This is a genomic window from Halobacteriovorax sp. ZH5_bin.2, from assembly GCF_043196375.1.
Taxonomy (GTDB): domain Bacteria; phylum Bdellovibrionota; class Bacteriovoracia; order Bacteriovoracales; family Bacteriovoracaceae; genus Halobacteriovorax_A.
On sequence record NZ_JBEBMJ010000001.1, the window covers coordinates 647,624 to 669,301 of the forward strand.

The following is a 21,678-nucleotide window of genomic DNA, read 5'->3' on the forward strand; positions in this document are numbered from 1 at the left end:
ACGTTTAGAAATTAGTCATTTATGGAGAAAAAATATGTCACATTTTAATCATGCGGCCAATACTTGGGATTCTGAAGATAAGATATCCATAATGCAAACACTTGCTGAAAAAACCAGAGAACGTCTTAACCTTTCTAGTAAAGTTGACCTTCTTGATTTTGGATGTGGTACTGGTCTTTTTGGTCTCGAGTTTATTGATGATGCTAAAAGTATTACTGGTGTGGACACTTCCACAGGTATGCTTGAAGTATTCGATAAGAAAACAGCTGACTACGATCATATTAAATCAATTAATACTGATTTAGAAAATCAAGAGCTGAATGAAAAGTTTGATTTGATTATAAGTTCGATGACTTTTCATCATCTTGATTCTCCTGAGCAAATGACGCTAAAACTTGCTGGAATGTTAAATGAAGGTGGAAAGATGGCCATCGTCGACCTTGAGTCAGAAGATGGAAGTTTTCATCCTGATCCAAAAGGGATGGGTGTGAAGCACTTTGGTTTCTCTAATGAGGAAATTGCTTCATGGGCAGACAAGGCGAATCTTAATGTGAAGATTGAAACAATTAACTCACGTACAAAGAATGGCCGTGAGTACAATCAGTTCTTAGCAGTATTTTATAAGTAGGTAATATGAAAATAGGTGTAATTGGTGGAAGTGGTGTTTACGATCTTGATCTTATGGAGAGAATCGAGTCATTAAAGATAGAGACTCCTTATGGAGATCCAAGTAGTGACGTTGATCACTTAAAGATCAATGAAAGCGAATTTTACTTCATTACTCGTCACGGCAAGGGCCATCATATCAGTCCTTCAGATATCAATTACCGCGCCAATATTTATGCTCTCAAGTCTCTTGGAGTGACTCATATTATTTCAATCTCTGCAGTGGGTTCTTTAAAAGAAGAAGTTGCGCCTGGCGACTTCTTTCTTCCTGATCAATTTATTGATTGGACAAAGGGACTACGAAAGAGATCTTTCTTTGAAAATGGAATCGTGGGACACGTTTCTGTGGCCGAACCAGTTGAAAAAGCTCTTATTGAGCGAATTAAAGTATTAGCTGATAAAGTTGAAACAAAGTTTCACTTTGGTGGAAGCTATATTTGTATTGAAGGCCCTCAATATTCTTCCCGTGCTGAATCAGAACTTTATCGTAGTATTGGTGCAAGCGTAATCGGAATGACTAATGTTCCTGAAAGCTATCTTGCAAAAGAAGCTGGAATTGCTTACGCAACAGTGGCACTTGTGACAGATTACGATTGCTGGAAAGATGAAGCATGCTCTCTGGAAGAGATCACAAATGTAATCAACAAGAATGTTTCAAATGTAAAAGAGCTCTTAACTCATCTGATACCAAGCTTAGTTAACGACGAAGTTAAGTTTGAGCGAGTTAATGCTAACGCAATTGTGACACAGGAATCCTATTGGCCAAAAGAGTCAATTGATACAATTAAGACGCTAATTTCCTGATATTTGGCGTTTTATGTGACAAAAGGTGACGATTGTCATGTAATGACTGTCTCGTAAACGATATAAATTTATCAAGAAGAGGAAGGCGTTTATGTTGTATTATTTTAAGGATCTCCCTGAAGAGAAGAAGGAAGTTGGTGGTAAGGCCTATATGCTGGCCATGATGGCCCAAATGGGAATAGTTGTCCCTGATGGAATCATTCTCGATGCACTACCGACGAAAGATGAGTTAGCAGAAATTTTCAAATTTGCTCGTGCTGGCGAATACTCACTTGCAGTTAGAAGTTCGGCAACAGGTGAGGATTCAAAAGAGAATAGCTTTGCAGGTCAAAATTCGACTTTCTTATATGTAAGCAATGATACAGATTTAGAACACGCAATCGAAAATTGCTTCAATTCAATACACAAAGAATCTTCTAAGGCCTATCGTAAATACTTCCTTGGTTCAGATAAAGAAGTTCCAATGAATGTCGTTGTTCAGCGTATGATTGACCCTTCTTATTCAGGTGTTTACTTTTCAAAGGACCCAAGAGGGAAGTTTGAAACATGGATGCTAGAGTATATTGATGGTGTAGGTGAAGACCTAGTCTCTGGAAAGCGAACTCCGATTATTCTAAGTGAAGAAAATTTTGAAAGTGAACATATCACTGAGAAACAAGTTAAAGAGATTGTTGCCTTTGCTAATCTTGTTGAAGATAAGTATCAAGACGATTTTGATATCGAATGGGCGATTGACAAGGCCGGGAAAGTTTACCTTTTACAAGCTAGGCCTATTACTGCCAAGGCATCCATAACAAACCTTAAAAAGTTGGCCCATGATGAACTTGAAAGACTTTCAAGTCTCTTTTCTGATGATACTGTTTGGGATGGACAAACATTTGCTGAATGGACAGTATCTCCAACGACTTTAACAACTCAGATTTGGTCTGAGTCATTTAAAAGAGATCAGGCCTTTGATAAGGCCCTTAGAAAATTAGGCTATGTTGGATTTGATGGAAATGAATCCATCATGGATGAAGTTTTTGGAAGAAATTATATTAATCTAAGTAAGCTTGGGCAGATGTACTTTGGGCCAATTCCATATTCAATTGAGCCTATTCCAAGACCACATCTGAAGTTTCACTTTTCAAAGATAACTCCTAAGGTGCTCTTTTGTACTCCGCAAACAATGTGGCGTATGCTTAAAGTAGGACTTTCAATCAATACTCATCGCCAAGAGGTAATCGATGAAGCTTCAAAGGAGCTACTTGAGATTACAACGATTTCAAAGCGACCAAATGACCCTACAATCTATAAAGACTGGAGTGAGGAGGAGATTAATAATCGTCTTTCAAAAGAGATGACAATCTTTAGCAATCGTACTTTAGAGTGGCCATATATTTTGATTTCACTTACTGAGACAACAATCCAAACTTTAATCTCTCTTCTTAAAAGTATTTATACTGAGCAAGAAGCGGATCAGATGATTAAGAAATGGTCTGGTGCAGGAATTAATTCTGAAACATATAATATGGGCCTATATTTTAAAAAGGCCTGCGCAAAACCAAATACGAGATCTCTCTTTCTTGCTCGCTATGGTCATAGAGGGCCAGGGGAGCTTGATTTAAGTGCAAAAAGATGGTCGGAGATTGGAGATGATGCCTTCTATGATTATCCTATTGAAAAATATGTACAGGACAAAAACTCTCATGCCTTTATTGATGTTGAGGCAGAGATTATGGCCATGAAGTCATTTAAGAAGACTTTAATTCTAGAAGAATGGAAAATACTCAAGCAATTATTAGAGCTTAGAGAAAAGTGGAAAATGGCCATTTTAAGACCTTATGCTCATATTCGCTTTCTTGCCCTTGAAAAGGCCAGAAGGCTTCAGCTTGAAGATGAAAATGATATTTTCTTTCTAAGTAAAGAAGAGATCTTAAGTTTTGAATCTTCAATGCTTGAATTAATTAAAGATAGAAAAGAGCGCGCTCAGATGTTTAAGAACTTCAATTTCTCAACTGTAACTTCTCTTCAGGAGATTAAAGCAGTCATTGATGGAGAGGAAGAGTCTAGTACAAACGACCTTGTAGGAGAAGGACTTTCATCTGGTGTTGTAAGAGGAAAAATTGTTGTCGTAAATAACCCCGCAAGTTGGAAGGAAATTGATTGGCCTCAAAATGCTATTGTTGTGGCCCAGTCGACAGACCCAGGTTGGACACCTGTCTTTACTAAGGCAAGTGGAATTATTGTTGAGCGAGGTGGGGTCTTGTCTCACTGTGCAATTGTGGCCAGAGAAATGGGAATTCCTGCTGTAAGTGGAATTAAACAATGTCATTTAAAATTCAAAGGTGGAGAAGATGTTTTCGTTGATGGAAATACTGGATCAATTAAACTCATGCAATAATTTATGTAGCGACTTTAGCTACTCTATTGTTCCGACTGTTCTATTACCACTTGCTTTCTTAAGTACTGGTATTACTGTTGTTGCAACTTTTATTGCAGGGCTGTTTGGTATTAAACTAAAAGCTGAAGGGCCAAAGAAATTACTTGAGGTTTTATTAAAGCCTAAGATTTTAATTTCTGCCATGATTTTTAATGTGCTTATCTATGGTGGTATGGAAGCGTATCAGTATTTAAAGCATGGGCCAGTACCACTTTTTGTGCAAGACTTTATGAATAGGGACATTAAATATACTCGAGGGCCAATTGATGTTGATCCCGAAAACTTCTTCTGGCAACAGATTGTACCTGAAGGTGTTTTTGCATCTGGAACTGTTGTCGAAGATGAACTCTTTGTGGGAACTAAAGAAGGAAATCTCTTTGTTCTAGATTTGAATACAGGAGCGATAAAAAATAAGATTTACTTTGGAAAATTTCTTTCACCAACACCTGTCTACTTTAAGGGATATCTTTACTTTGGTGAAGGTCTTCATGCTTCACACCATATGCGTGTTTATAAATTTGATCCAAAGGCAAAAAAAGTTGTGGGGTCTTTTGAGACAAAGGGTCACACAGAGATTCTTCCTGTTATTAAAACAATTGCGGGAAAGGATCTCTTATTCCAAGCAGCTGGGGGAGATGGTCTTTATGCAATTGACCCTGCTTCAATGAAGCAAGTATGGCACTTTGATGGGGGCCATATGGATGCCTTTGTCCATATAGATGGAGAGAATCTCTACATTGCTAGTGGTGTACCTAAGGAAGATGCCGGAAAAGAAATTCCCTATGCGTACAAGTTAAATGCTTTAACAGGAAAGCTTATATGGAGAGAAGGGCTTCCTCTTTCGAGTTGGTATGGGCCAGTTATGGCCAGAGATAAAATTTGCTTCATTCAAGGAGAGCTTGAAGGAAGACCTGATCTTGGTGGCATTGAATGTTTAAATAGTATTGGGCAAAGAGTCTCAAATATTCAAGTCGATTCACCTGTTATTGGTAAGCCTCTCGTCTTTGATGACTTATTAGTTTTTAATGATTTTGATGGCCGCGTCTATGCGTGGAACTCTGTGACTTCAAAACTTGAATGGAAGTATGAAAGTGATAAAAAGAAGATTGGCTACAATTATTCTTCAATTAAATATAATGGAGAGAAACTTATCTTTGTAAACCGTCTAGGAAAGATCTCTTATCTTAGTTTAAATGATGGGAGCTTGCTGAAGGCTAAGCGTTTTTCAGAAGGTGAAAAACCGGAGAATATCTTTGCCGACACTCTTATCTTAGATAAGGGGCATATTGTCTTTGGGATGAAGGGAAGTATTAAATACTTTAAGAATTAGGATAAAGACAAGACATTAGCTTTCTTAGATTATTCTTTGTCGAGTTCTGTAGTGGCCCAAAGTGATTGTATGACCAACCTGCATAGAAGTGTGGTGTGACACATCTTTCACTTGCGCCCTTAAGCTTTCCACCTTCTTGATTATTTGGATGAGTGAATCTTTTTTCTGAAGTATTTAATTGTACTGAAAATGCTTCAATGACTTTATGAACGCCACAGTAAGCATTGAAATGCTGAGCAGTGGAACCGAAAGCATTAATCAATGCATCCTTCTTTTTATTCTTTATCTGACAACTTTCATTTGAATAATAATGATTCCAAGAGTCTACACAAGGTTTTATATTTCCACCATAGTTTGGCGTGAATTGATAGAGGCCAATATTTAAACGACTCACTTTTGGTTGCCATTTGTCATAATAGAATTTTACTCCTTGAGGTCTTTTGTAATTTCTTGGAGCATACTTCTTTGCGAGTTTCTCACTTGAGGACAAGTCTGCCGTAGTTAAACTCTCTGTGTAGGCTAGGCACCCAAAGAATTTTCCCCAAAGTAGTTTTAGTTCTTCATAATTCTCTTGCTTTCTAAGCAGGTTGTGCTCTCGAGCAAAACGATTGGCCAACTCAATCGTCATCTCATCAGGCATATTCTTTATCGTTTTTGAAAGTGATTCTTTTGTTACAGAACATAGTGGGTGACTTAAAAGTCCGACTTGCTCTTGATCTTCCATTTTGGAAGGCATTTTATAGATTGAGCTAATATGTAAGAATGTTGATTTCTTGGTAGTGAGCTCATTTATAAAATAGAGTAGCGTTTCCCCAAAAGTATTTTGATTTTCTAATTGAGGGTGACACTTATCAATTTGAAACTCAGATTGATTTCGAACTTTAGTTAATTCATTACTTTGAAAATAAGTATCAACTTCATCAACAAATGAATTTGTTGCGAACGAGAATGTCGAGATAAGAGTAGCAATTAGTAATTTCATCTGTAGTGACAATAATAAAAATTTATCAAATCGAATAGTATTTTAATAATTGCCTGTAATAGGCCTACGTATTATAAAGGCCTTATGATTAATTATTTTGAAGTTATTATTATTGGTTTAGTTCTATGTGCAGATTCTTTCTCGGCCGCCGTTGCAATGGGGGCCAGACCACATAAATTTAGCGATACATTAAAATTTGCATTCTCTTCTGGTGGAGCCGAAGCACTTGTTGCTTTCTTAGGTGCGATTGCTGGCGCGAAAGTCATTGCACAATTTGATTATATTGACCATTGGATTTCATTTGGTCTCTTAACTGCTGTGGCCATTCATATGGCATACGAAGGTTATGAGGAGCTAAGTGATAAAAATGATGGTGAAGAAGAGAGGCCAAAACAATTTCACAGTTTATTAAAAGTAATTCTGGTTTCATTTGCCACAAGCCTTGACGCATTTGCTGTAGGGGTGACAATTGGCGCATCGGGTAAAGTTCTTACCCCTTATATCACTTCGATTGGGGTCTGGGCGTTTTGTTCGACAATCGTGGGAATGAGCATTGCTAAACGTGCTTCTGATAAGTTAGGACCGGTTTTTAGCATCATTGCAGCGATTATTTTGCAAAGCCTTGCGGTGAAATTCCTACTTGAAGGGCTATAATTGGCAAATTCAATTTATTCACTTATGATTTTGCAAAAAATAACATAGGTGAATTATATGGATATCAATAAAATTTTTGAAAACAACAAAGAATGGGTTCAATCTAAATTAAGCCAAGATGAAAAATACTTCGATAAATTAGGTGCGGGACAAAACCCTAATTTTCTTTATATCGGATGCTCTGACTCTCGCGTAACAGCGGAAGAGGTTATGGGGGCAGGACCTGGTGAGATCTTTGTTCACAGAAATATTGCTAATATGGTCATTAGTATCGACCTCAATGTCATGAGTGTTCTAAACTACGCTGTTGATCACTTAAAGGTTGATCACATCATCGTTTGTGGACACTACGGTTGTGGTGGTGTTAAGGCAGCAATGGAAAGCCAAGACCTTGGAATTCTAAATCCATGGCTTAGAAATATTCGCGATGTCTATCGTACTCACAAAATAGAACTTAATGCCATTGAAGATGAAGACAAGCGCTATGAGCGTCTTGTTGAGCTAAATGTTCAAGAGCAATGTATTAATGCCATTAAGACAGCTGCCGTACAAAAGGCCAACCGAGAAAGAGGCCTTAAGGTTTACGGCTGGGTCTTTGATGTACATTCTGGAGAACTTAAAGATCTCAAGATTGACTTTGAAAAAACTCTAGAAAATATCATGGAAATCTATCATCTTGACTAAATAAATTAAGTCTTAAGCAATTATAGTTATATACACGCCTATGGCGCCTTGCGGTATCATAGGTGACATCTATCAAGCATTAGATAATAAATATTAGATAAAAATCACCTCTGATGGAAGAATCTTATAAGTAGAATATCACTTATTAAAACTTCTAAAGGAGATGAATAGTGCAAACTTTAATCAACACAAAAGTACAAGACTTCAGTGTACAAGCTTACCACAATGAAGATTTCAAAACAGTTACTGCTAATGATCTAGAAGGTAAATGGTCAATCCTTTTCTTCTACCCAGCAGACTTTACATTCGTGTGCCCAACTGAGCTTGGTGACATGGCCGATAAGTATGAGGAATTCCAAAAAATGGGTGTCGAAGTTTACTCTGTATCAACTGATACTCACTTCACTCACAAAGCATGGCATGACACTTCAGAGACAATCAAGAAGATCAAGTACCCAATGCTTGCAGACCCAACTGGTCAACTTACAAGAGCATTTGGTGTTCATATTGAAGAAGAAGGCCTTGCTTATCGAGGGACTTTCCTAATTAACCCAGCTGGTGAGATTAAGCTTGCTGAAGTTCAAGATAACGGAATTGGACGTAACGCTGACGAATTAATGAGAAAGGTTCAAGCTGCTCAATTTATTGCTGAGCACCCAGATGAAGTATGTCCAGCTAAGTGGAAGCCAGGTGCTGAAACACTTAAGCCAGGTTTAGACCTTGTAGGAAAAATCTAAGATTTATCCTCAACGATATTTTGGGCCCAGGCTTTATTGCTTGGGCCTGTCCTAGAATTTTATTGGAGTAATTATGTTAGATAGTGGAATCATTGAACAGTTAAAGTCAGTCTATGCTCAACTAGAGAGTGAGATAGGACTTGTCTACAATGAATCAAGTCATGCTAAACAACAAGAGCTTGTTGAAATGCTTGAGAGCATCGCGACCACTTCTCCAAAGATTGTGGCAAAGTCTAGCGGACAAAATTACGATTACCCACATTTTGAAATTCATGTGAACGGCAAGGCGAATGGAATCAAATTTTCTGGTATACCAGGTGGACATGAATTTACATCACTAATTCTTGCTATCCTAAATAGTGATCTTAAAGGAAAACTTCCTGATGAGATGATTATTAATCGAATTAAAGCTTTAAAAGGTGAGATAGGCCTTAAAACATATATCTCTCTCTCATGTGAGAATTGTCCAGATATCGTCCAAGCACTTAATCTCATGGCCATCTTCAAAGAGGATTTCTCTCACGAGATGGTTGATGGAGAATTTGAGCAGGATGAAATTACTAGACTTAAGATTCAAGGCGTACCAAGTGTGATTGATGGAGATGACTTAGTTCACTCTGGAAAGTCTTCACTTGTTGATTTACTAGAAAAGCTAGAAGCACGCTTTGGAAAAGAAGATACACAGTCTTCTGGCGAAGCAAAAGATCTTGGCCTATACGATGTTATTGTTATCGGTGCAGGCCCTGCAGGTGTCTCTTCAGCAATTTACTCAGCTCGTAAGGGACTTAAGACTGCTGTGATCACTGATCGTATTGGTGGTCAGATGCAAGATACAAAAGGGATCGAGAATTTTATCTCGATACCTTATACGGAAGGCCCGCACTTGTCTGCGGCACTTAATAAGCATATGGATGAATATGATATTAAGACTCTTGAAAATCGTCGTGTTGATAATATTGAAAATGGTGATGTGAAAACACTATTTTTAAATAGTGGGGAAACTGTCCAAACAAAAGCTCTAATTATTGCAACAGGTGCAAAATGGAGAGAGCTAGGTGTTGACGGCGAAAAAGAATATATTGGCCGTGGGGTAGCTTATTGTCCTCACTGTGATGGCCCTTATTACAAAGGCAAGGATATTAGTGTTGTTGGTGGTGGAAACTCTGGAGTTGAAGCGGCCATTGATCTTGCTGGTATTGTAAAGTCTGTGACTCTTTTTGAATTTGCACCAGAGCTTAAAGCAGACTCTGTTCTTGTTAAAAAGCTTGAGTCTCTGCCAAACGTAACAATCGTTAAAAATGCACGTACGGATAAGGTTATTGGTGATAGTGAAAAAGTTATCGGACTTGAATATGAGGACCGTGCAACTGGTGAAATGAAGAAAGTCGACCTTGATGGAGTCTTTGTTCAGATCGGGCTTGTGCCAAATAGTGGATTCCTTGGAGATCTCGTTGAAAAGAATAAGTTTGGGGAGATCGTTGTCACTGATAAGTGTCGCACAAATCAGAAAGGTATTTATGCGGCCGGAGATGTAACAATCGTTCCATACAAACAAATTATTATAGCAATGGGAGAGGGGGCCAAAGCTGGTCTCGCTGCCTTTGAAGATTTAATGCTTGTGTAAACGCAACAACTCTCTCTGCGTTACATAAATAATCTAGAGAAATCTAGGGGGCCCCTCATCTTCTACTCATGCGTGAGGGGCTTTTTTCTTAATTTGGAGTTAAAAAAAATTGGCAATTCTTTTATGAGGCCCTGTTGCTCTTATCCCGATATTAGCCTTATGGAGAATAAAGCACTCAAAAAGAATTCGTATCCACTAGAAACTGAATTTCGCTATAAAGAAGACGAAAGTTTTGGCTCCTTTGTCTCAAAGGGAAGTCTTAGAATTCTACAGCTTAGAAAGATTTTTTCTAAGATTGTTGAAAAGAAGAAAGAAGATCCCATACCAAATGAAACGAGTATACCTCGTGCTTTCTATCATGAGTTTGATATTCATTGTATGCAGATACAAAATCGTAACCTCTTCCAATTCAGACCGATGGGGAAGGAGTGTGCAAAAACGGTTTTCTATATTCACGGTGGGGCATTTATCTACAATATGAATGTTGGGCAATTCCACTTACTCACTCAGTTAATGCGAAATGTTGATGTAGAAACAATTGTTCCTGATTATCCATTGGTACCCCATGGAAGTGTCTTAGATGCGCTCTCAATGATAAGGGAGTCTTTTGAGAAAACCGCCCAAAGAGTTGGAGCAGAAAATATTATTGTTATGGGAGATGCAGCCGGTGGTTGTCTTGCTCTTGCTCTTTGTGAGCAAATGAGAAACGAGAAAGCTCCACTTCCATCTTCAATTATACTCTTATCTCCTTGGCTTGATATCACCATGAGTAACCCTGAAATTGAAAAATTTGATGAGCATGAAATGGTTTTAGATCGAAAGGGAATTAGAGAATTAGGACAGATTTTTGCAGAAGACTTACCTGAAGATGATTATCGTATAAGCCCATTAAGAGGCGAACTTGATGATCTTCCAGAAATTAATATTTTTACAGGCACTCATGATATTTTACATCCAGATGCGAAGGCATTAAAGAATCGATTGAAAGAAGGAGGCAGACCTTATCGTTATTTTGAATACCCCAAGATGATGCATGGATTTATTGAGATGCCTCATCTTAGGGAGTCGAGATTTGCAATTAATCAGATTATCTTTTTACTAAAAAGTTATTAAGAATTGAGTACTCTTATGAACCGCAACCGATACAATCGATAAAGCTCTCAGGTGGTTTAACACCATCAAGTTTCATTTTAATATTGTGAATTCTTCCACGAATATCCATATCTTCCATCATATTTCCAGTAAGTTGACCTTCTAGAAGTGTAATTTCTGCAAGTAACTCTTCTTTTTGTTGCGGCGTTAATTGACTCATTTATTCTCCCTATATTGTGTGTTGTGTGACCTAAATTATCTATTAGATTGCAAAAATATGCAAATTATCAAAGCTCATCTTCTAATAGTTAGAGTCTATTAAACAATATAATTATAGGGAGCGAGAGCCGCTATTTTGCTTGGCCTTCATTAAATGATGATCAAAAATGCTTGCAATATTTCTCATAAATGGCCTGCCTTCTTCTGTGACAATGATCTTATCGCTACTTGCAATAAGGCCATCTTTCTCAAGCTCACAAATTTTATGACTGATAAGAGAAGCATTCTTTAAACCCTGCCATGCTTTATTTGAAACGCTACTTGTCGCAAAGAAGTTTTGTAAGATTTCTTCCACGGCTATATCTTCTTGAGAGTGAATATGACCAGCGCTAATGGCAAGCTTTTTCTTGCTGATTGATTCGTAATACGACTTCACGTCCTTTTCGTTTTGAACAAAGCTCTTTGCTGATGATGAGATTGAAGAGCAACCTAGACCGATTATAATCGGGGAGCTCTTATGAGTGTGGCCCATGAAATTTCTTCTAAGTTTTCCTTCTTGCTTTGCTTGGTAGAGTTGTGAATTGGACTTGGCAAAATGATCGAGTCCAATCTCTTTATATGAATGCTTTTCAAGTAAATTCTTTCCGTGTTCATATAGTGCTCTTTTAGCGGCCCCTTCAGGAAGAGCTTCTTGAGGAATCAGTTTCTGATTTTTTATCTTTGAAGGAAGGTGAGCATAGCTGTAAAAAGCAATTTGTAGTGGTTTAAGTGAGATGACCTTCTCAATTGTTTCTTCAACTGATTTTAATGTTTGAAAAGGTAGGCCATAGATTAAGTCAAAGTTGATATCATCTATACCTATTTCGCGACAGTAGTCCACAAGCTCCTTTACCTTATGGAAAGGTTGCACGCGCCCAATCGCTTCTTGTACTGTTGGATCAAAATCTTGAATTCCCATTGAGAGACGACTAAAGCCTAATTTCTTATAAAGGTCTAATTGGGACTTTGAACAAGTACGAGGATCTATTTCAATGGAGCCCTTGAAGTCTTTAGAATCAATTGATTCTCTAAGCTTATCTAATAATGTTGAAAAAGCCTCTTCATTTAGAAAGTTAGGAGTTCCACCTCCAAGGTGAATTGATGAGATCTTGATATCTCCCATTTGTTCGCGGTAGAGATCCCACTCTCTTAGTAAGAAATCAACATATTCAACACCACGATTCTTATTTTTAGAAATAACTCGGTGACAACCACAGTAGTAACAAAGCTTTTCACAAAAAGGAACGTGGATATAAAGCTCTACACCTTGTGACTTAGTATGGCCTTCTTTGAGGTGCTCAAACCACATCTCTTGTGATGGTGCCCCCGTCCAATAGGGAACAGCTGGAAAGCTAGTGTAGCGAGGTACTGGTACATTATATTTTTGAACAAGACTGTCTTTAATCATCTTTTTATCTCCTAAGGGCAATCTTAGAAGAATTGGAGCAAAAAAAAGATGATGTAGCTTAGGTTTTACTTGAATTGCAAGTTGAATCTGTTTTGTGTTCTTTCAAGCTTTAAAGATTATGGCCTTGTTTTAGTTATTAAACAAAAATAAGGATTTCTTTAAAGCAGCTGGAGTACAAAAACCCTTAAGATAGCAAAATAACGAGAACATTGGAGTATATATGAGTATCTACAGTACCAACACCCACGGCGAAAGAAATGATGGAAGAATGAAAATTTCTTCTAAAGGAAAACAGAATTTGGAAGCGACGGCACCTCCCGAGTTTAAAGGGCCAGAAGGAGAGTGGTCTCCAGAAGACCTATTCTCAGCTAGTATTTCAAGTTGCTACCTACTTAGCTTCAAGGCATTGGCCCAAGCAAGAAAAATGGATTGGGAAACTCTTGATGTTAAAGCAGATGCTAAGCTAGAAAGAAAGGATGGAAAGCTCACTTTTACAACGGTAGAGATTCAACCAAATCTTGTTGTCCATGGTAAGGAGAACGTTGAGGATTATCTAAAATTATTAGAAGAGACTCAACACAAATGCCTGGTTACAAATTCAATGAATTGTAAATTCACGCTAAATCCTAAAATTAAAGTAGCCTAGTTACACCTCATCTACAAGTGGGGGAATACCCCACTTGTAGAATGTCTAATTTTTCGACGCCCTTGAAAATTCAATCACATTGATACACTGGTCTATTGAAATATGATTAAATATCAATAAATTTGAAAGGGCTATATTATGAAAAGAATATTTAAAAAGTATCTACTAACTTCTTTGTTAACAGTCAGTGCATTTGCCTCGAACTTAGCAGCAGATTTATCAAATGAAATAAAAGTCTTAAATGCTGAGTATGGGAATGTGAAAGACTATCCTATTGTTATCTTCGATAAGAGTGAAGTGGTCCCTTTACTTAAAGGCCATAATGAAGAAGAGCAAATTAAGCTTTTAAGCGAATATATGCTTCACAAATTTAACATAGAGCTAGAAAAAGGGGAGGCCGTTAATCTTATTCCTTACTTTGGCGTTTTAAATGGTGCTGCATCGGCCCTGCCTTTTATGAAGGGAGGCTGGAGCAAGGAATTTAAGTTCTGTGCTGTACTTCCTAATGGGGTTATGAATGACCTTCCAAGTGAAATTAGAAGAGTGTTAGGTCATAGCGAAGGTGTTGATGTTTATAAAAATTTTGATTTTTCAGAATTTGAGAACTTATTTTCGTTAGATGAATTATACTACTTTTCCCTTTATCACGAGCTTTCTCATTGCTTAGATGACATTTATCTCCCTAAGAATTATCGATCTTCACCAAATGGACATGGCATTCATGAATCCGAATCGTTTGCAGAGGTTAATGCTCTATTTCTTTTAGCACAACGAAAAGGCCTAAGGCGCCTTGGTATAAAAAGGGCCCTTTTAAGAAAGACTTATAGCAAATACATGGGGCCATATTTAGCAAGCGATAAAGTTGTCGCATATGCCGGTGATATTGTTAAGCAAGGAGGAGGGGTATACTTTCTCTCTCCTGTATTAATTGCAGCTCAAAGAGAACTTGAAAACTATCGTAAGGGAGTTCTTAATTATGATCTTAACAAAACTCTGGAGTTATCAGCGAACATTGTTGCGCATCATTCAATAAACTCAAGAAGTTTTCATGCTCTAGTTAAATACTTTAAGGACGGAAGAGAAGATGTCTTTGATTATTATAAGGAGCTTGCAAATCAAGATCCTGACCTATTCTTGGCCTCATATTATGATTTAGTATATCTAACTTCGATTCTTGAGAATTGAGGTTATTAAAGGATGTCATCGATTGACCTTTCGTGGCTTTTTATGGCCTCGTAAAGGTCGTACATCTTGCTATTTGTTCCGTAATCGACTTCTTTAAAGTCCTGAATATCTTTAATAAAGTGAGTGATCTTGGAGATACGATCGAGATTCTTTTCACAACGATTTAATGTATCGTTATCATAATTTCTCTTTAATCTACTTAGACACAATTTTGAAACTGTAAGAGGATTATTTATCTCATGCGATAAGGTGATAATCATCTTTGAAATGGCATCACGTTTTTGAAAACGTTTAAGCTCCTTAGACTTTTCGCGGTCAACGACATGCTTGTAATAGACCACTAAAGAAAAAAGAAAAATGGGAATCCCTTGGTTAACAATAACTTGGAGTTCTTTATCAAGAATTCCAGAAAAGCTATGTCCCATATACGAGTTATAAATTATGGCGATAGAGTTTAGGAGTATTCCTCCAAAACCGACTCGAAACGAAACGGTATATGAGATCAGGGCAAAGACTACGAGCATCCATGGGACTAGCGAGCCAGCATGAGATTGAAGCTCAAAGGCCCTTAAATTGATAATAATATAGCTCATGCTAAGGATTAGGACCTTAAACAGAAGTGGATTATCGTATCTCTTATAAAAGAAGAGAGTGTATGATGCAATTGGGATAAAGATCAGAAAGGGCATATTGTATTGGCTCGTAATTCCTACGTTATAGGAAAAGACGCCAATCATTAGGAAGAAAATAAATATTATAGAAACCAAGGTGAAAACGATTAAGCGAGCTTCGTAGCGCTTATCAATAGCTTGAAGTTCGTTTTCATCATTTACGGAATTTGGATAAAAGTATTTGAATAAATCGACGCTTATGATTCACCTCTAGTTGACTCAGTCGCTTTCGCTTAATTTTAGGTTTTATCTTTTGCTCAGTCAACAGAATCCATTTTACTAAGATATCGTTGCTTGATCTCTTCAATTAGAGCAGTATTGCTGTGCGTAGGAGAGGTTTTAAAAGCGGCCTTCTTAATCCTCTTATCCATTTGAGATTCAATTGAGTTGAGGACGATTTCTATTAATTCTTTCTTAAGTTTTTCTTCATTCTCTTTTTTGAAAATTTTAGGCAGAATTTCTTCTCCAAGATATTGGCGAACTAATGCCAACTCACCATGCTCTTCATAGAGTCCACGATTATCATATTTTGTATTTTGGTCCTCAAATGACCTTAGTTTAATTAGCTCATAGGCGTCATCTGTCATCTGGTCATAGTAAAGAGCATTGAAGATGGCATTGCGATTATTTGTTACAAGAACGGCCATGAGGTCTGCAAAGAGTTCGTTATATGATGACGAAAGATGATATTTTTCAAGCTCCTCATGAGTCTTTATGCGCTCTTCAATGGACTCGATTTGCTTTGTATAGTATTTAACAACATTTCTCGGATTTCCTTCAGCATAAGCTTTTTGGCGATTAACTTTAAAGCGCGATAGTCTTTCTGCTAAGGCCTTAAGCTTCGGATAGAATTGTGTTCCAATTCTCTTTCCAAATATAGCATGTGAATACTCATGATAGAGGATCGCATCAGTTCCAACTGTATATGAGTTAAAGACTTGTCCCCATTGGTTTGAAAATGTTAAGTGAAGAGGAATTCGTACTGTTTCTCCAATATCAAATGACGCACCATTGTCTCTGGCAAGTATTTCCAAGTTTATCATTGGTGCATCTGGTTTAAGATTTGCAACTTTACTTAGGGCATTTTCGGCCCAATCTACATCACTGCAATCAATAGACTCTCTCTTCTTTACTTTAAACGCCGAGGCGACGTATTTATATTCTGTACTACACTTTAATTCTTCTTGAATCTGATGAAAATCGAGTAATCTCGACTTGATGTCGCTTGCGGATGTATTTAAGGCAAAAAAACTAATGATGAGAGGTGCGATTTTGTTCATATTTATAATTAGCACGTTCATATATGCCACTATGTTAAATTGAAAGATTTCCGCAGGCCGACCAAATATCGAACATAATAATCATTTGTTTTAATTCTTTAAGTTGTTGTTTTTACAAGCTATGGTGGGCTGTAAATTTTTACATCACAATTTTTTTTCTCGAATCTCTTGGATAAATGTAGTAAAGACTAATTGTTTATGCATTGAAGTTTAAAGGATTAGCTATTGGAAGCCCTAATTAATTCCTTTGGGGAATTTAAGTCGCGTACTGAAGAGAGAAATTATCTTCAAACGTCTTGGCCAAAGGATCGTACATACACGTTATTGTCGTATCTAGTTTGCTGCGTCCTGTTACTATTTGCAGGAATTTTGGCAGACTATCAACGAGTTTACACTTTTGGTTCAGCAAATATTCTTACTTTCTTTAGGGCACTACTTGTTGCCTATGGGCTTGGCTTTTTTATTGCTTTTAGAAAGAGTGATTATAGTGACAAAATTGAAACTCACTTATTTTTTATTAAACTTGTTTCCGTAGTCATTGTTGCACTGATGACATTTATGATTATGGGGACAAGTACGACACTGCTTGCTGGTATAATGATTATGACCACGTCATTCTATGTCATGCTACCAGGAAGACTAAATGGAATCATTTTAAACTGTGTACTACTTTTTGCACTATTTATAATAATTCCAATTCTAAATGAGTCAGTTGATCTTAATAAACACTTCTACAAGGTCTTTATTCTTCTATCGTTAAATATTGTTCTTTTTGCCTTCAGGTCAATGTTTAATAGGGCCTGGCGATTATTTTATATTTCAAACCGCCGTCTAGAAGAGCTAAATAAAACAAAAGACGATGTTATTTCAACGATTGCTCATGACTTAAAAAGTCCATTACAAGTTATTCTATCGTCAGCTTCTCTTGTTTCAAAAAGAAACGAACAGCTTTCAGTTGAGAGAATCAAGCTTTACCAAGACCGTATTATTAAATCGGCAAAGAAAACAGATGCGCTTTTAAAGGATCTCCTTGCCTGGGCGCTAACTAGTAATGAAAGCTTAGGCTATAGTCCAAAAGAACTAAATATTAAAGATACGATAACAAGTGCTGTTGAGTTTGCTTATGAGTTAGCTCAAACGAAAGACCTCGAAATTGAAGTTGATCTAGAGGACTACGTCTTTAATCACGATAGCAATATGATTGAAACTTGTGTTCGTAATATTATTTCAAATGCAATTAAATTCTCCCCTGAAGGAAAGAAGATTGTGGTCAAGGGAGCTATGGAAGACGGCTATGCAATCCAAATTTGTGATGAAGGAGAAGGGGTTCCTAATATTGTTATTGACGGAATCCAGAGTGGACAGACATTTCATGTAAAGCAGGGGACAAAGGGAGAGAAAGGAACAGGCATAGGCCTGAAACTAGTTCATACTTTTCTCAAAAAGCATGGTGCTACTCTATTTATTGAAAATATGCCAACTACTGGCTCTCGCGTGACTTTGAAATTTCCAATGATATAATAAATACTTTATTAATCGACTGAATTTTAAAGGTTTCGCCATGAGCTTTTGGCAAAGAATTTCACCAGAAAAGGCCATTAAATTACTTAAGTTTTGGCCTCCTTACCTCGGTGCAGGAATTAAGGTCTTATCTATCAATGATGAACGCACAAAGATCTGTGTGCAAATGAAACAAACATTTCTTAATACTAATTATGTTGGAGTTCACTTTGGGGGAAGCTTATACTCAATGTGTGATCCATTCTATATGTTACTTCTGAGTTTTCACCTTGGGAAAGACCATATTATTTGGGATAAATCAGCGGAAATCGAATTTTTAAGTCCTGGGAAAGGTGTAGTTAAGGCCGAGTTTGAAATTAGCCTGGAAGAAGTCGAACGAATAAAAAAGCAGGCCAGTGAAGAAAGAAGAGTTCTTCCTGTTTTTGAAACTTCTATTTATGACGAAAACGCTAAGGAAGTAGCAAGAGTAAAAAAAATTCTCTACGTTCGTCGCAAGAAGAAAGATTAACTATAGTTGTCCATTATGAAAGTAGCAATTGCTGGTGCCAATGGTTTTATTGGTCGTAACCTCATTCAAAAGATCAAAGGCCAACATAAAGTTAGGGCCCTGGGGCGTAGTGAGTCTTATTCAGATGAGAACGTTGAGTTTTTAAAAACAGACCTCTTCTCTTATCACAGCACTAAGGAAGCCTTAAAAGATATTGATATTGCAATTTATCTTGTCCATTCAATGCTACCATCATCACGATTATTTCAAGGAAACTTCCGCGATACGGATCTTCTTTTGGCCGATAACTTTGCAAAGGCATGTCAGCATAATGGTGTAAAACATATTATTTACCTTGGAGGACTTGTTCCGACAGGTGAAAGTAGTGAACACCTAAAAAGCCGACTTGAAGTAGAGGAAGTCTTTAAGTCATCAGGTATTGCTTATACAATTTTACGAGCGGGTATGATTGTTGGAGATGGTGGTTCATCTTTTGAGATTTTAAAGAATCTCGTTATTAACTTGCCTGCAATGATTTTACCTAAGTGGACAAAGAGTCGCACTCAACTGGTCTATATCGACGACTTATTGCGGGTTCTCTCGCATTTGATTGGTAACGAAAACTTCTTTCATCGTATTTTGAATATTGTTAATGGAGAGGATGTTACTTACGAGCAGTTGATAAGAAAGACTTCTCGTCGCTTTAGAAAGTTTTGTCCCATGATTCCTGTTCCAATTAATTATTTAAAATTATCAAAGTGGTGGGTGACTATTTTTGGTGAGTCACAAATAGAGTTAGTTTCTCCTTTAGTCGATAGCTTAAAATGTCATCTTCCAAAAGTTGATATCGAAGATGATATTAGAGACCTAATCAAAATTCGATCATATGATGAAATGTTAAATTTAATTAATTTAAGAAAAACGAAAAGAGCTCCTCGTAGAGCAAGGCGAAAAGAAGAGAAAACTGTTCGCTCTATTCAACGCCTTGATAACCCCAACCATCTTGAAATGAAAGAGCTTGCGAGTACTTATATGAAGTGGCTTCCACGCTTTATCCGATTTATTATTCATGTTCATGAAGAAGAGGGGACTATTACTTTCAATATTTTTGGATTTAAAACACCACTACTGATTCTTAGGTATATCGAAAATAAGTCGAATTTAAGAAGGGCAAAGTTTCATATTGTTGGAGGAGTTTTAAGTGCATCTAAAGACACTGGATGGTTGGAGTTTAGAAGTGTTGCTAATGGAAAATTTACTCTAGTATCAATTAATAACTTTCGCCCATCTCTTCCTTGGTATATTTACTGCTATACTCAGGCACCAATACATCTCTTTGTCATGAGATCTTTTAGTTCTTATTTAAAGCATTTAAAAATATCTTAAGTTTATCCGACTCATTCACAATGATAAGATGGCGTTATCTTAATAACCAGAGATAAGTGATGGCGTTTATCTATTGGCGTCGTTATGTACTCTCTACAACACACACGTAAGTTAAAGGAGTTTCCCATGATTAGACGTTCAATTGTTCCTCGAAAAAGCTCTGCATTTAATTCAGACTTTTTTGGTTCCGCAAATTTTGATAATGAGTTTAGGGATATTATTACCGGCCTAGAAGATATCTGGCAGGGCAGAGGAAGTGGAAGCAGTAATGCCTTTGGTGAAATGAAGGAAACTGATAATGCTTATCTGCTAAGTATTGATATGCCTGGAGTTAAGAAGGAAGACCTTAATATTCAAGTCGATGATGGCCTTGTCACTATTGAAGCCAAACGTAAAACTCTTTTTGAAGATGGTGGCGGGGAGACTCGACGTATTTCTCGTAGTCTAACAGTACCTCATTTTATCAATCGAAATGAAGTTCAGGCCCAAATTCAAGATGGTATTCTCTACTTAGCTCTACCTAAGAGTGCAGAGAAGAAGTCTCATAAGATTGAAGTTTCAGATGCTACTGAAAACTTTGTTAAATTATTTGCGGATGAAAAGGACAAATCATCACATTAACATTTTTAGAACACTAGGCTTTAAGGCCTAGTGTTTCTGAATCTAATAAGTAGATAAATACAGGTAGCTCGGAATTAATATGCACTTCACCTGAAGCCTTATTTGAAAGGGTTAGGCAGCTAAGAGTTTTTACTTTCTTTTGCGTATTAAGAGGAAAGTCACATGCGCCGCTAATTTGTAGTTCTTGTTTCTCAAGACTTAAAAGTGAAAATGTACCTTTGTGAGTAAATGAGAAATCACCACTAGAACATGCTAGAAGCTTTCTTTCAAAATTGCATATTGTTTGTGATTTTCTCTCTTTTAAAAAATGATGAATTGAGCCGAGGGTAACCATTTGATGATCGAGTCTTCCACCTAAGAAGCCAAATAAGTTAATCTCGGTGATATTGTCTGGTATCAGTGTTAAAGCAAAGGTGAGATCAGAGAAGTCTTTATTTTCATCTAAGGTGATATCAAGACTATCATTTGTTTGATTAGAATCATCATCGCCAACAGAGAGGTAAGGGTGGTCATCGCTTGGCCTATGATTTAGACCACCATCGACATAAATGATTGGTGAGTCTATGATGTAGGGGAGCTTTAAGGCCATTGGCCCAATAATCGCTAATTTATTCGTTTTTGTTAGTTTGTCATTAAATTCTTTAAGATTCATGTCCATTTGTTCTTGGTTATTGTTTTCTTATAGCTCATCAATGACCAAAATATCCTCTAAGAAGAAAGCTGATAATTCACTACGCCCACTAAGATTTGATTTACTATAGATATTCGTGCAGTGCTGTTTTATTGTTTTCTCAGCAGTCGATCTGATTTCAGCAATTTCTTTAATGGCCAGTCCCTTTAGAAGAAGTAGGGCGATATCTTTTTCTGACTTTGTCAGTGACCATTCATTTAGCTGATCATTTATTTTCTCTGAAAGTCCACGAGATAATTCACGCGTTTTTTGTTTATAGTTTTCTAAGTCAAATTTTAGTTTTGTAACATCTGAATTAATTCTTAAGTTTTCCTTTTTTGTAAATAGCCACTTGAACCATAGAACTGCGGTTCCGATAAGTCCTATGAGCATAATAATACCTTCCTCGATAACATGCTCGTAAGTCGAGCCGTCGCTGAGGTCTTCGTAGATATCAAAAATAAGAAAGATGGAAATAAAAAGGAAGAGTATTCCAGTAATTAGGCGTTCACGTTTATTAAGCATAGTTCTAGGACCTTAGTCTTATAAG

The 21,678-nt window shown here is 37.0% G+C and carries 22 protein-coding genes; 15 read left to right on the forward strand and 7 right to left on the reverse strand.

Going from position 1 to position 21,678, the window contains the following annotated elements:
- Positions 1-34: 34 nt before the first annotated feature.
- From ABMA76_RS03220 to ABMA76_RS03235, 4 genes are all read left to right on the forward strand, one after another.
- The gene (locus ABMA76_RS03220; protein WP_392908953.1) at positions 35-628 is read left to right on the forward strand and encodes a class I SAM-dependent DNA methyltransferase; all 594 of its coding nucleotides are present in this window, start codon (positions 35-37) and stop codon (positions 626-628) included.
- Between the two features lie 5 nt (positions 629-633).
- Positions 634-1,470 (forward strand): S-methyl-5'-thioadenosine phosphorylase, encoded by an 837-nt coding sequence (mtnP, locus tag ABMA76_RS03225; RefSeq protein WP_392908955.1) that lies wholly within the window; start codon positions 634-636, stop codon positions 1,468-1,470.
- 91 nt (positions 1,471-1,561) lie between these two features.
- Positions 1,562-3,853, forward strand: coding sequence for a PEP/pyruvate-binding domain-containing protein (locus tag ABMA76_RS03230; protein ID WP_392908957.1), 2,292 nt, complete (start codon positions 1,562-1,564; stop codon positions 3,851-3,853).
- On the forward strand, positions 3,807-5,222 hold the full coding sequence (locus ABMA76_RS03235) for a PQQ-binding-like beta-propeller repeat protein (RefSeq protein ID WP_392908959.1): 1,416 nt from the start codon (positions 3,807-3,809) through the stop codon (positions 5,220-5,222). The genes ABMA76_RS03230 and ABMA76_RS03235 overlap by 47 nt, the downstream gene beginning before the upstream one ends.
- Here the strand turns inward: ABMA76_RS03235 and ABMA76_RS03240 are convergent.
- Entirely contained in the window at positions 5,212-6,204 is a 993-nt protein-coding gene (locus ABMA76_RS03240) for a hypothetical protein (protein ID WP_392908961.1), read from the reverse strand. The two genes, ABMA76_RS03235 and ABMA76_RS03240, sit on opposite strands and share 11 nt — an antisense overlap.
- 84 nt (positions 6,205-6,288) lie before the next feature.
- Here ABMA76_RS03240 and ABMA76_RS03245 point away from each other — a divergent pair, with 84 nt between their 5' ends.
- The 5 genes from ABMA76_RS03245 (at position 6,289) to ABMA76_RS03265 (ending at position 11,016) form a co-directional block, all read left to right on the forward strand.
- Complete coding sequence (locus ABMA76_RS03245; RefSeq protein ID WP_392908963.1) at positions 6,289-6,858, forward strand: manganese efflux pump MntP family protein; 570 nt, start codon at positions 6,289-6,291, stop codon at positions 6,856-6,858.
- Positions 6,859-6,915: 57 nt separating this feature from the next.
- Positions 6,916-7,542 (forward strand): carbonic anhydrase, encoded by a 627-nt coding sequence (locus ABMA76_RS03250; protein WP_392908965.1) that lies wholly within the window; start codon positions 6,916-6,918, stop codon positions 7,540-7,542.
- 170 nt (positions 7,543-7,712) lie between these two features.
- A complete protein-coding gene (gene ahpC / locus ABMA76_RS03255) occupies positions 7,713-8,279 on the forward strand; it encodes an alkyl hydroperoxide reductase subunit C (protein ID WP_392908967.1) in 567 nt (188 codons plus the stop codon).
- 73 nt (positions 8,280-8,352) lie between these two features.
- The gene (ahpF, locus tag ABMA76_RS03260; protein ID WP_392908969.1) at positions 8,353-9,903 is read left to right on the forward strand and encodes an alkyl hydroperoxide reductase subunit F; all 1,551 of its coding nucleotides are present in this window, start codon (positions 8,353-8,355) and stop codon (positions 9,901-9,903) included.
- A 159-nt stretch (positions 9,904-10,062) separates the two neighbouring features.
- A complete protein-coding gene (locus tag ABMA76_RS03265; RefSeq protein WP_392908971.1) occupies positions 10,063-11,016 on the forward strand; it encodes an alpha/beta hydrolase fold domain-containing protein in 954 nt (317 codons plus the stop codon).
- Between the two features lie 13 nt (positions 11,017-11,029).
- Here the strand turns inward: ABMA76_RS03265 and ABMA76_RS03270 are convergent, their stop codons facing one another.
- Both ABMA76_RS03270 and hemN read right to left on the reverse strand, forming a co-directional pair.
- A complete protein-coding gene (locus ABMA76_RS03270; RefSeq protein ID WP_021268045.1) occupies positions 11,030-11,215 on the reverse strand; it encodes a hypothetical protein in 186 nt (61 codons plus the stop codon).
- Positions 11,216-11,326: 111 nt separating this feature from the next.
- Positions 11,327-12,661, reverse strand: coding sequence for an oxygen-independent coproporphyrinogen III oxidase (gene hemN / locus ABMA76_RS03275; protein WP_392908973.1), 1,335 nt, complete (start codon positions 12,659-12,661; stop codon positions 11,327-11,329).
- A 220-nt stretch (positions 12,662-12,881) separates the two neighbouring features.
- On the opposite strand from hemN, the gene ABMA76_RS03280 reads away from it, so the two are divergent.
- Together ABMA76_RS03280 and ABMA76_RS03285 are read left to right on the forward strand one after the other, a co-directional pair.
- A complete protein-coding gene (locus tag ABMA76_RS03280; RefSeq protein ID WP_392859513.1) occupies positions 12,882-13,307 on the forward strand; it encodes an OsmC family protein in 426 nt (141 codons plus the stop codon).
- 138 nt (positions 13,308-13,445) lie between these two features.
- Positions 13,446-14,492 carry a hypothetical protein gene (locus tag ABMA76_RS03285; RefSeq protein WP_393060941.1) on the forward strand — a complete coding sequence of 349 codons (1,047 nt, stop codon included), beginning with the start codon at positions 13,446-13,448 and terminating at the stop codon, positions 14,490-14,492.
- 5 nt (positions 14,493-14,497) lie between these two features.
- Here ABMA76_RS03285 and ABMA76_RS03290 read toward each other — a convergent pair whose 3' ends face one another.
- Positions 14,498-15,085: a histidine kinase dimerization/phospho-acceptor domain-containing protein gene (locus ABMA76_RS03290; protein WP_392908977.1), complete on the reverse strand. Its 588-nt coding sequence runs from the start codon at positions 15,083-15,085 to the stop codon at positions 14,498-14,500.
- Between the two features lie 335 nt (positions 15,086-15,420).
- Positions 15,421-16,443, reverse strand: coding sequence for a hypothetical protein (locus ABMA76_RS03295; RefSeq protein ID WP_393060943.1), 1,023 nt, complete (start codon positions 16,441-16,443; stop codon positions 15,421-15,423).
- 225 nt (positions 16,444-16,668) lie between these two features.
- Between ABMA76_RS03295 and ABMA76_RS03300 the strand changes: the two genes are divergently transcribed.
- The 4 genes from ABMA76_RS03300 to ABMA76_RS03315 all read left to right on the forward strand — a co-directional run bounded on the left by ABMA76_RS03300 (position 16,669) and on the right by ABMA76_RS03315 (position 20,458).
- On the forward strand, positions 16,669-17,964 hold the full coding sequence (locus ABMA76_RS03300) for a sensor histidine kinase (RefSeq protein ID WP_393060945.1): 1,296 nt from the start codon (positions 16,669-16,671) through the stop codon (positions 17,962-17,964).
- A 40-nt stretch (positions 17,965-18,004) separates the two neighbouring features.
- Positions 18,005-18,472 carry a DUF4442 domain-containing protein gene (locus tag ABMA76_RS03305; RefSeq protein ID WP_393060947.1) on the forward strand — a complete coding sequence of 156 codons (468 nt, stop codon included), beginning with the start codon at positions 18,005-18,007 and terminating at the stop codon, positions 18,470-18,472.
- 15 nt (positions 18,473-18,487) lie between these two features.
- Positions 18,488-19,837, forward strand: a complete 1,350-nt coding sequence (locus ABMA76_RS03310; protein ID WP_393060949.1) for an NAD(P)H-binding protein — start codon at positions 18,488-18,490, stop codon at positions 19,835-19,837.
- Positions 19,838-19,963: 126 nt separating this feature from the next.
- The gene (locus tag ABMA76_RS03315; protein WP_392908985.1) at positions 19,964-20,458 is read left to right on the forward strand and encodes an Hsp20/alpha crystallin family protein; all 495 of its coding nucleotides are present in this window, start codon (positions 19,964-19,966) and stop codon (positions 20,456-20,458) included.
- A 13-nt stretch (positions 20,459-20,471) separates the two neighbouring features.
- On the opposite strand, the gene ABMA76_RS03320 is transcribed toward ABMA76_RS03315, so the two are convergent.
- Positions 20,472-21,110 (reverse strand): hypothetical protein, encoded by a 639-nt coding sequence (locus ABMA76_RS03320; RefSeq protein WP_392908987.1) that lies wholly within the window; start codon positions 21,108-21,110, stop codon positions 20,472-20,474.
- A gap of 27 nt (positions 21,111-21,137) precedes the next feature.
- A complete protein-coding gene (locus tag ABMA76_RS03325; protein WP_392908989.1) occupies positions 21,138-21,653 on the reverse strand; it encodes a LuxR C-terminal-related transcriptional regulator in 516 nt (171 codons plus the stop codon).
- Positions 21,654-21,678: the final 25 nt, after the last annotated feature.

Excerpts from the sequence above, each read along its gene's own strand:
- ABMA76_RS03220 (WP_392908953.1), top strand. The coding sequence starts at position 35 with ATGTCACATTTTAATCATGCGGCCAATACTTGGGATTCTGAAGATAAG.
- mtnP (WP_392908955.1), top strand. The coding sequence starts at position 634 with ATGAAAATAGGTGTAATTGGTGGAAGTGGTGTTTACGATCTTGATCTT.
- ABMA76_RS03230 (WP_392908957.1), top strand. The coding sequence starts at position 1,562 with ATGTTGTATTATTTTAAGGATCTCCCTGAAGAGAAGAAGGAAGTTGGT.
- ABMA76_RS03235 (WP_392908959.1), top strand. The coding sequence starts at position 3,807 with ATGTTTTCGTTGATGGAAATACTGGATCAATTAAACTCATGCAATAAT.
- ABMA76_RS03240 (WP_392908961.1), bottom strand. The coding sequence starts at position 6,204 with ATGAAATTACTAATTGCTACTCTTATCTCGACATTCTCGTTCGCAACA.
- ABMA76_RS03245 (WP_392908963.1), top strand. The coding sequence starts at position 6,289 with ATGATTAATTATTTTGAAGTTATTATTATTGGTTTAGTTCTATGTGCA.
- ABMA76_RS03250 (WP_392908965.1), top strand. The coding sequence starts at position 6,916 with ATGGATATCAATAAAATTTTTGAAAACAACAAAGAATGGGTTCAATCT.
- ahpF (WP_392908969.1), top strand. The coding sequence starts at position 8,353 with ATGTTAGATAGTGGAATCATTGAACAGTTAAAGTCAGTCTATGCTCAA.
- ABMA76_RS03265 (WP_392908971.1), top strand. The coding sequence starts at position 10,063 with ATGGAGAATAAAGCACTCAAAAAGAATTCGTATCCACTAGAAACTGAA.
- ABMA76_RS03270 (WP_021268045.1), bottom strand. The coding sequence starts at position 11,215 with ATGAGTCAATTAACGCCGCAACAAAAAGAAGAGTTACTTGCAGAAATT.
- hemN (WP_392908973.1), bottom strand. The coding sequence starts at position 12,661 with ATGATTAAAGACAGTCTTGTTCAAAAATATAATGTACCAGTACCTCGC.
- ABMA76_RS03280 (WP_392859513.1), top strand. The coding sequence starts at position 12,882 with ATGAGTATCTACAGTACCAACACCCACGGCGAAAGAAATGATGGAAGA.
- ABMA76_RS03285 (WP_393060941.1), top strand. The coding sequence starts at position 13,446 with ATGAAAAGAATATTTAAAAAGTATCTACTAACTTCTTTGTTAACAGTC.
- ABMA76_RS03290 (WP_392908977.1), bottom strand. The coding sequence starts at position 15,085 with ATGAGCTATATTATTATCAATTTAAGGGCCTTTGAGCTTCAATCTCAT.
- ABMA76_RS03295 (WP_393060943.1), bottom strand. The coding sequence starts at position 16,443 with ATGAACAAAATCGCACCTCTCATCATTAGTTTTTTTGCCTTAAATACA.
- ABMA76_RS03305 (WP_393060947.1), top strand. The coding sequence starts at position 18,005 with ATGAGCTTTTGGCAAAGAATTTCACCAGAAAAGGCCATTAAATTACTT.
- ABMA76_RS03310 (WP_393060949.1), top strand. The coding sequence starts at position 18,488 with ATGAAAGTAGCAATTGCTGGTGCCAATGGTTTTATTGGTCGTAACCTC.
- ABMA76_RS03315 (WP_392908985.1), top strand. The coding sequence starts at position 19,964 with ATGATTAGACGTTCAATTGTTCCTCGAAAAAGCTCTGCATTTAATTCA.
- ABMA76_RS03320 (WP_392908987.1), bottom strand. The coding sequence starts at position 21,110 with ATGAATCTTAAAGAATTTAATGACAAACTAACAAAAACGAATAAATTA.
- ABMA76_RS03325 (WP_392908989.1), bottom strand. The coding sequence starts at position 21,653 with ATGCTTAATAAACGTGAACGCCTAATTACTGGAATACTCTTCCTTTTT.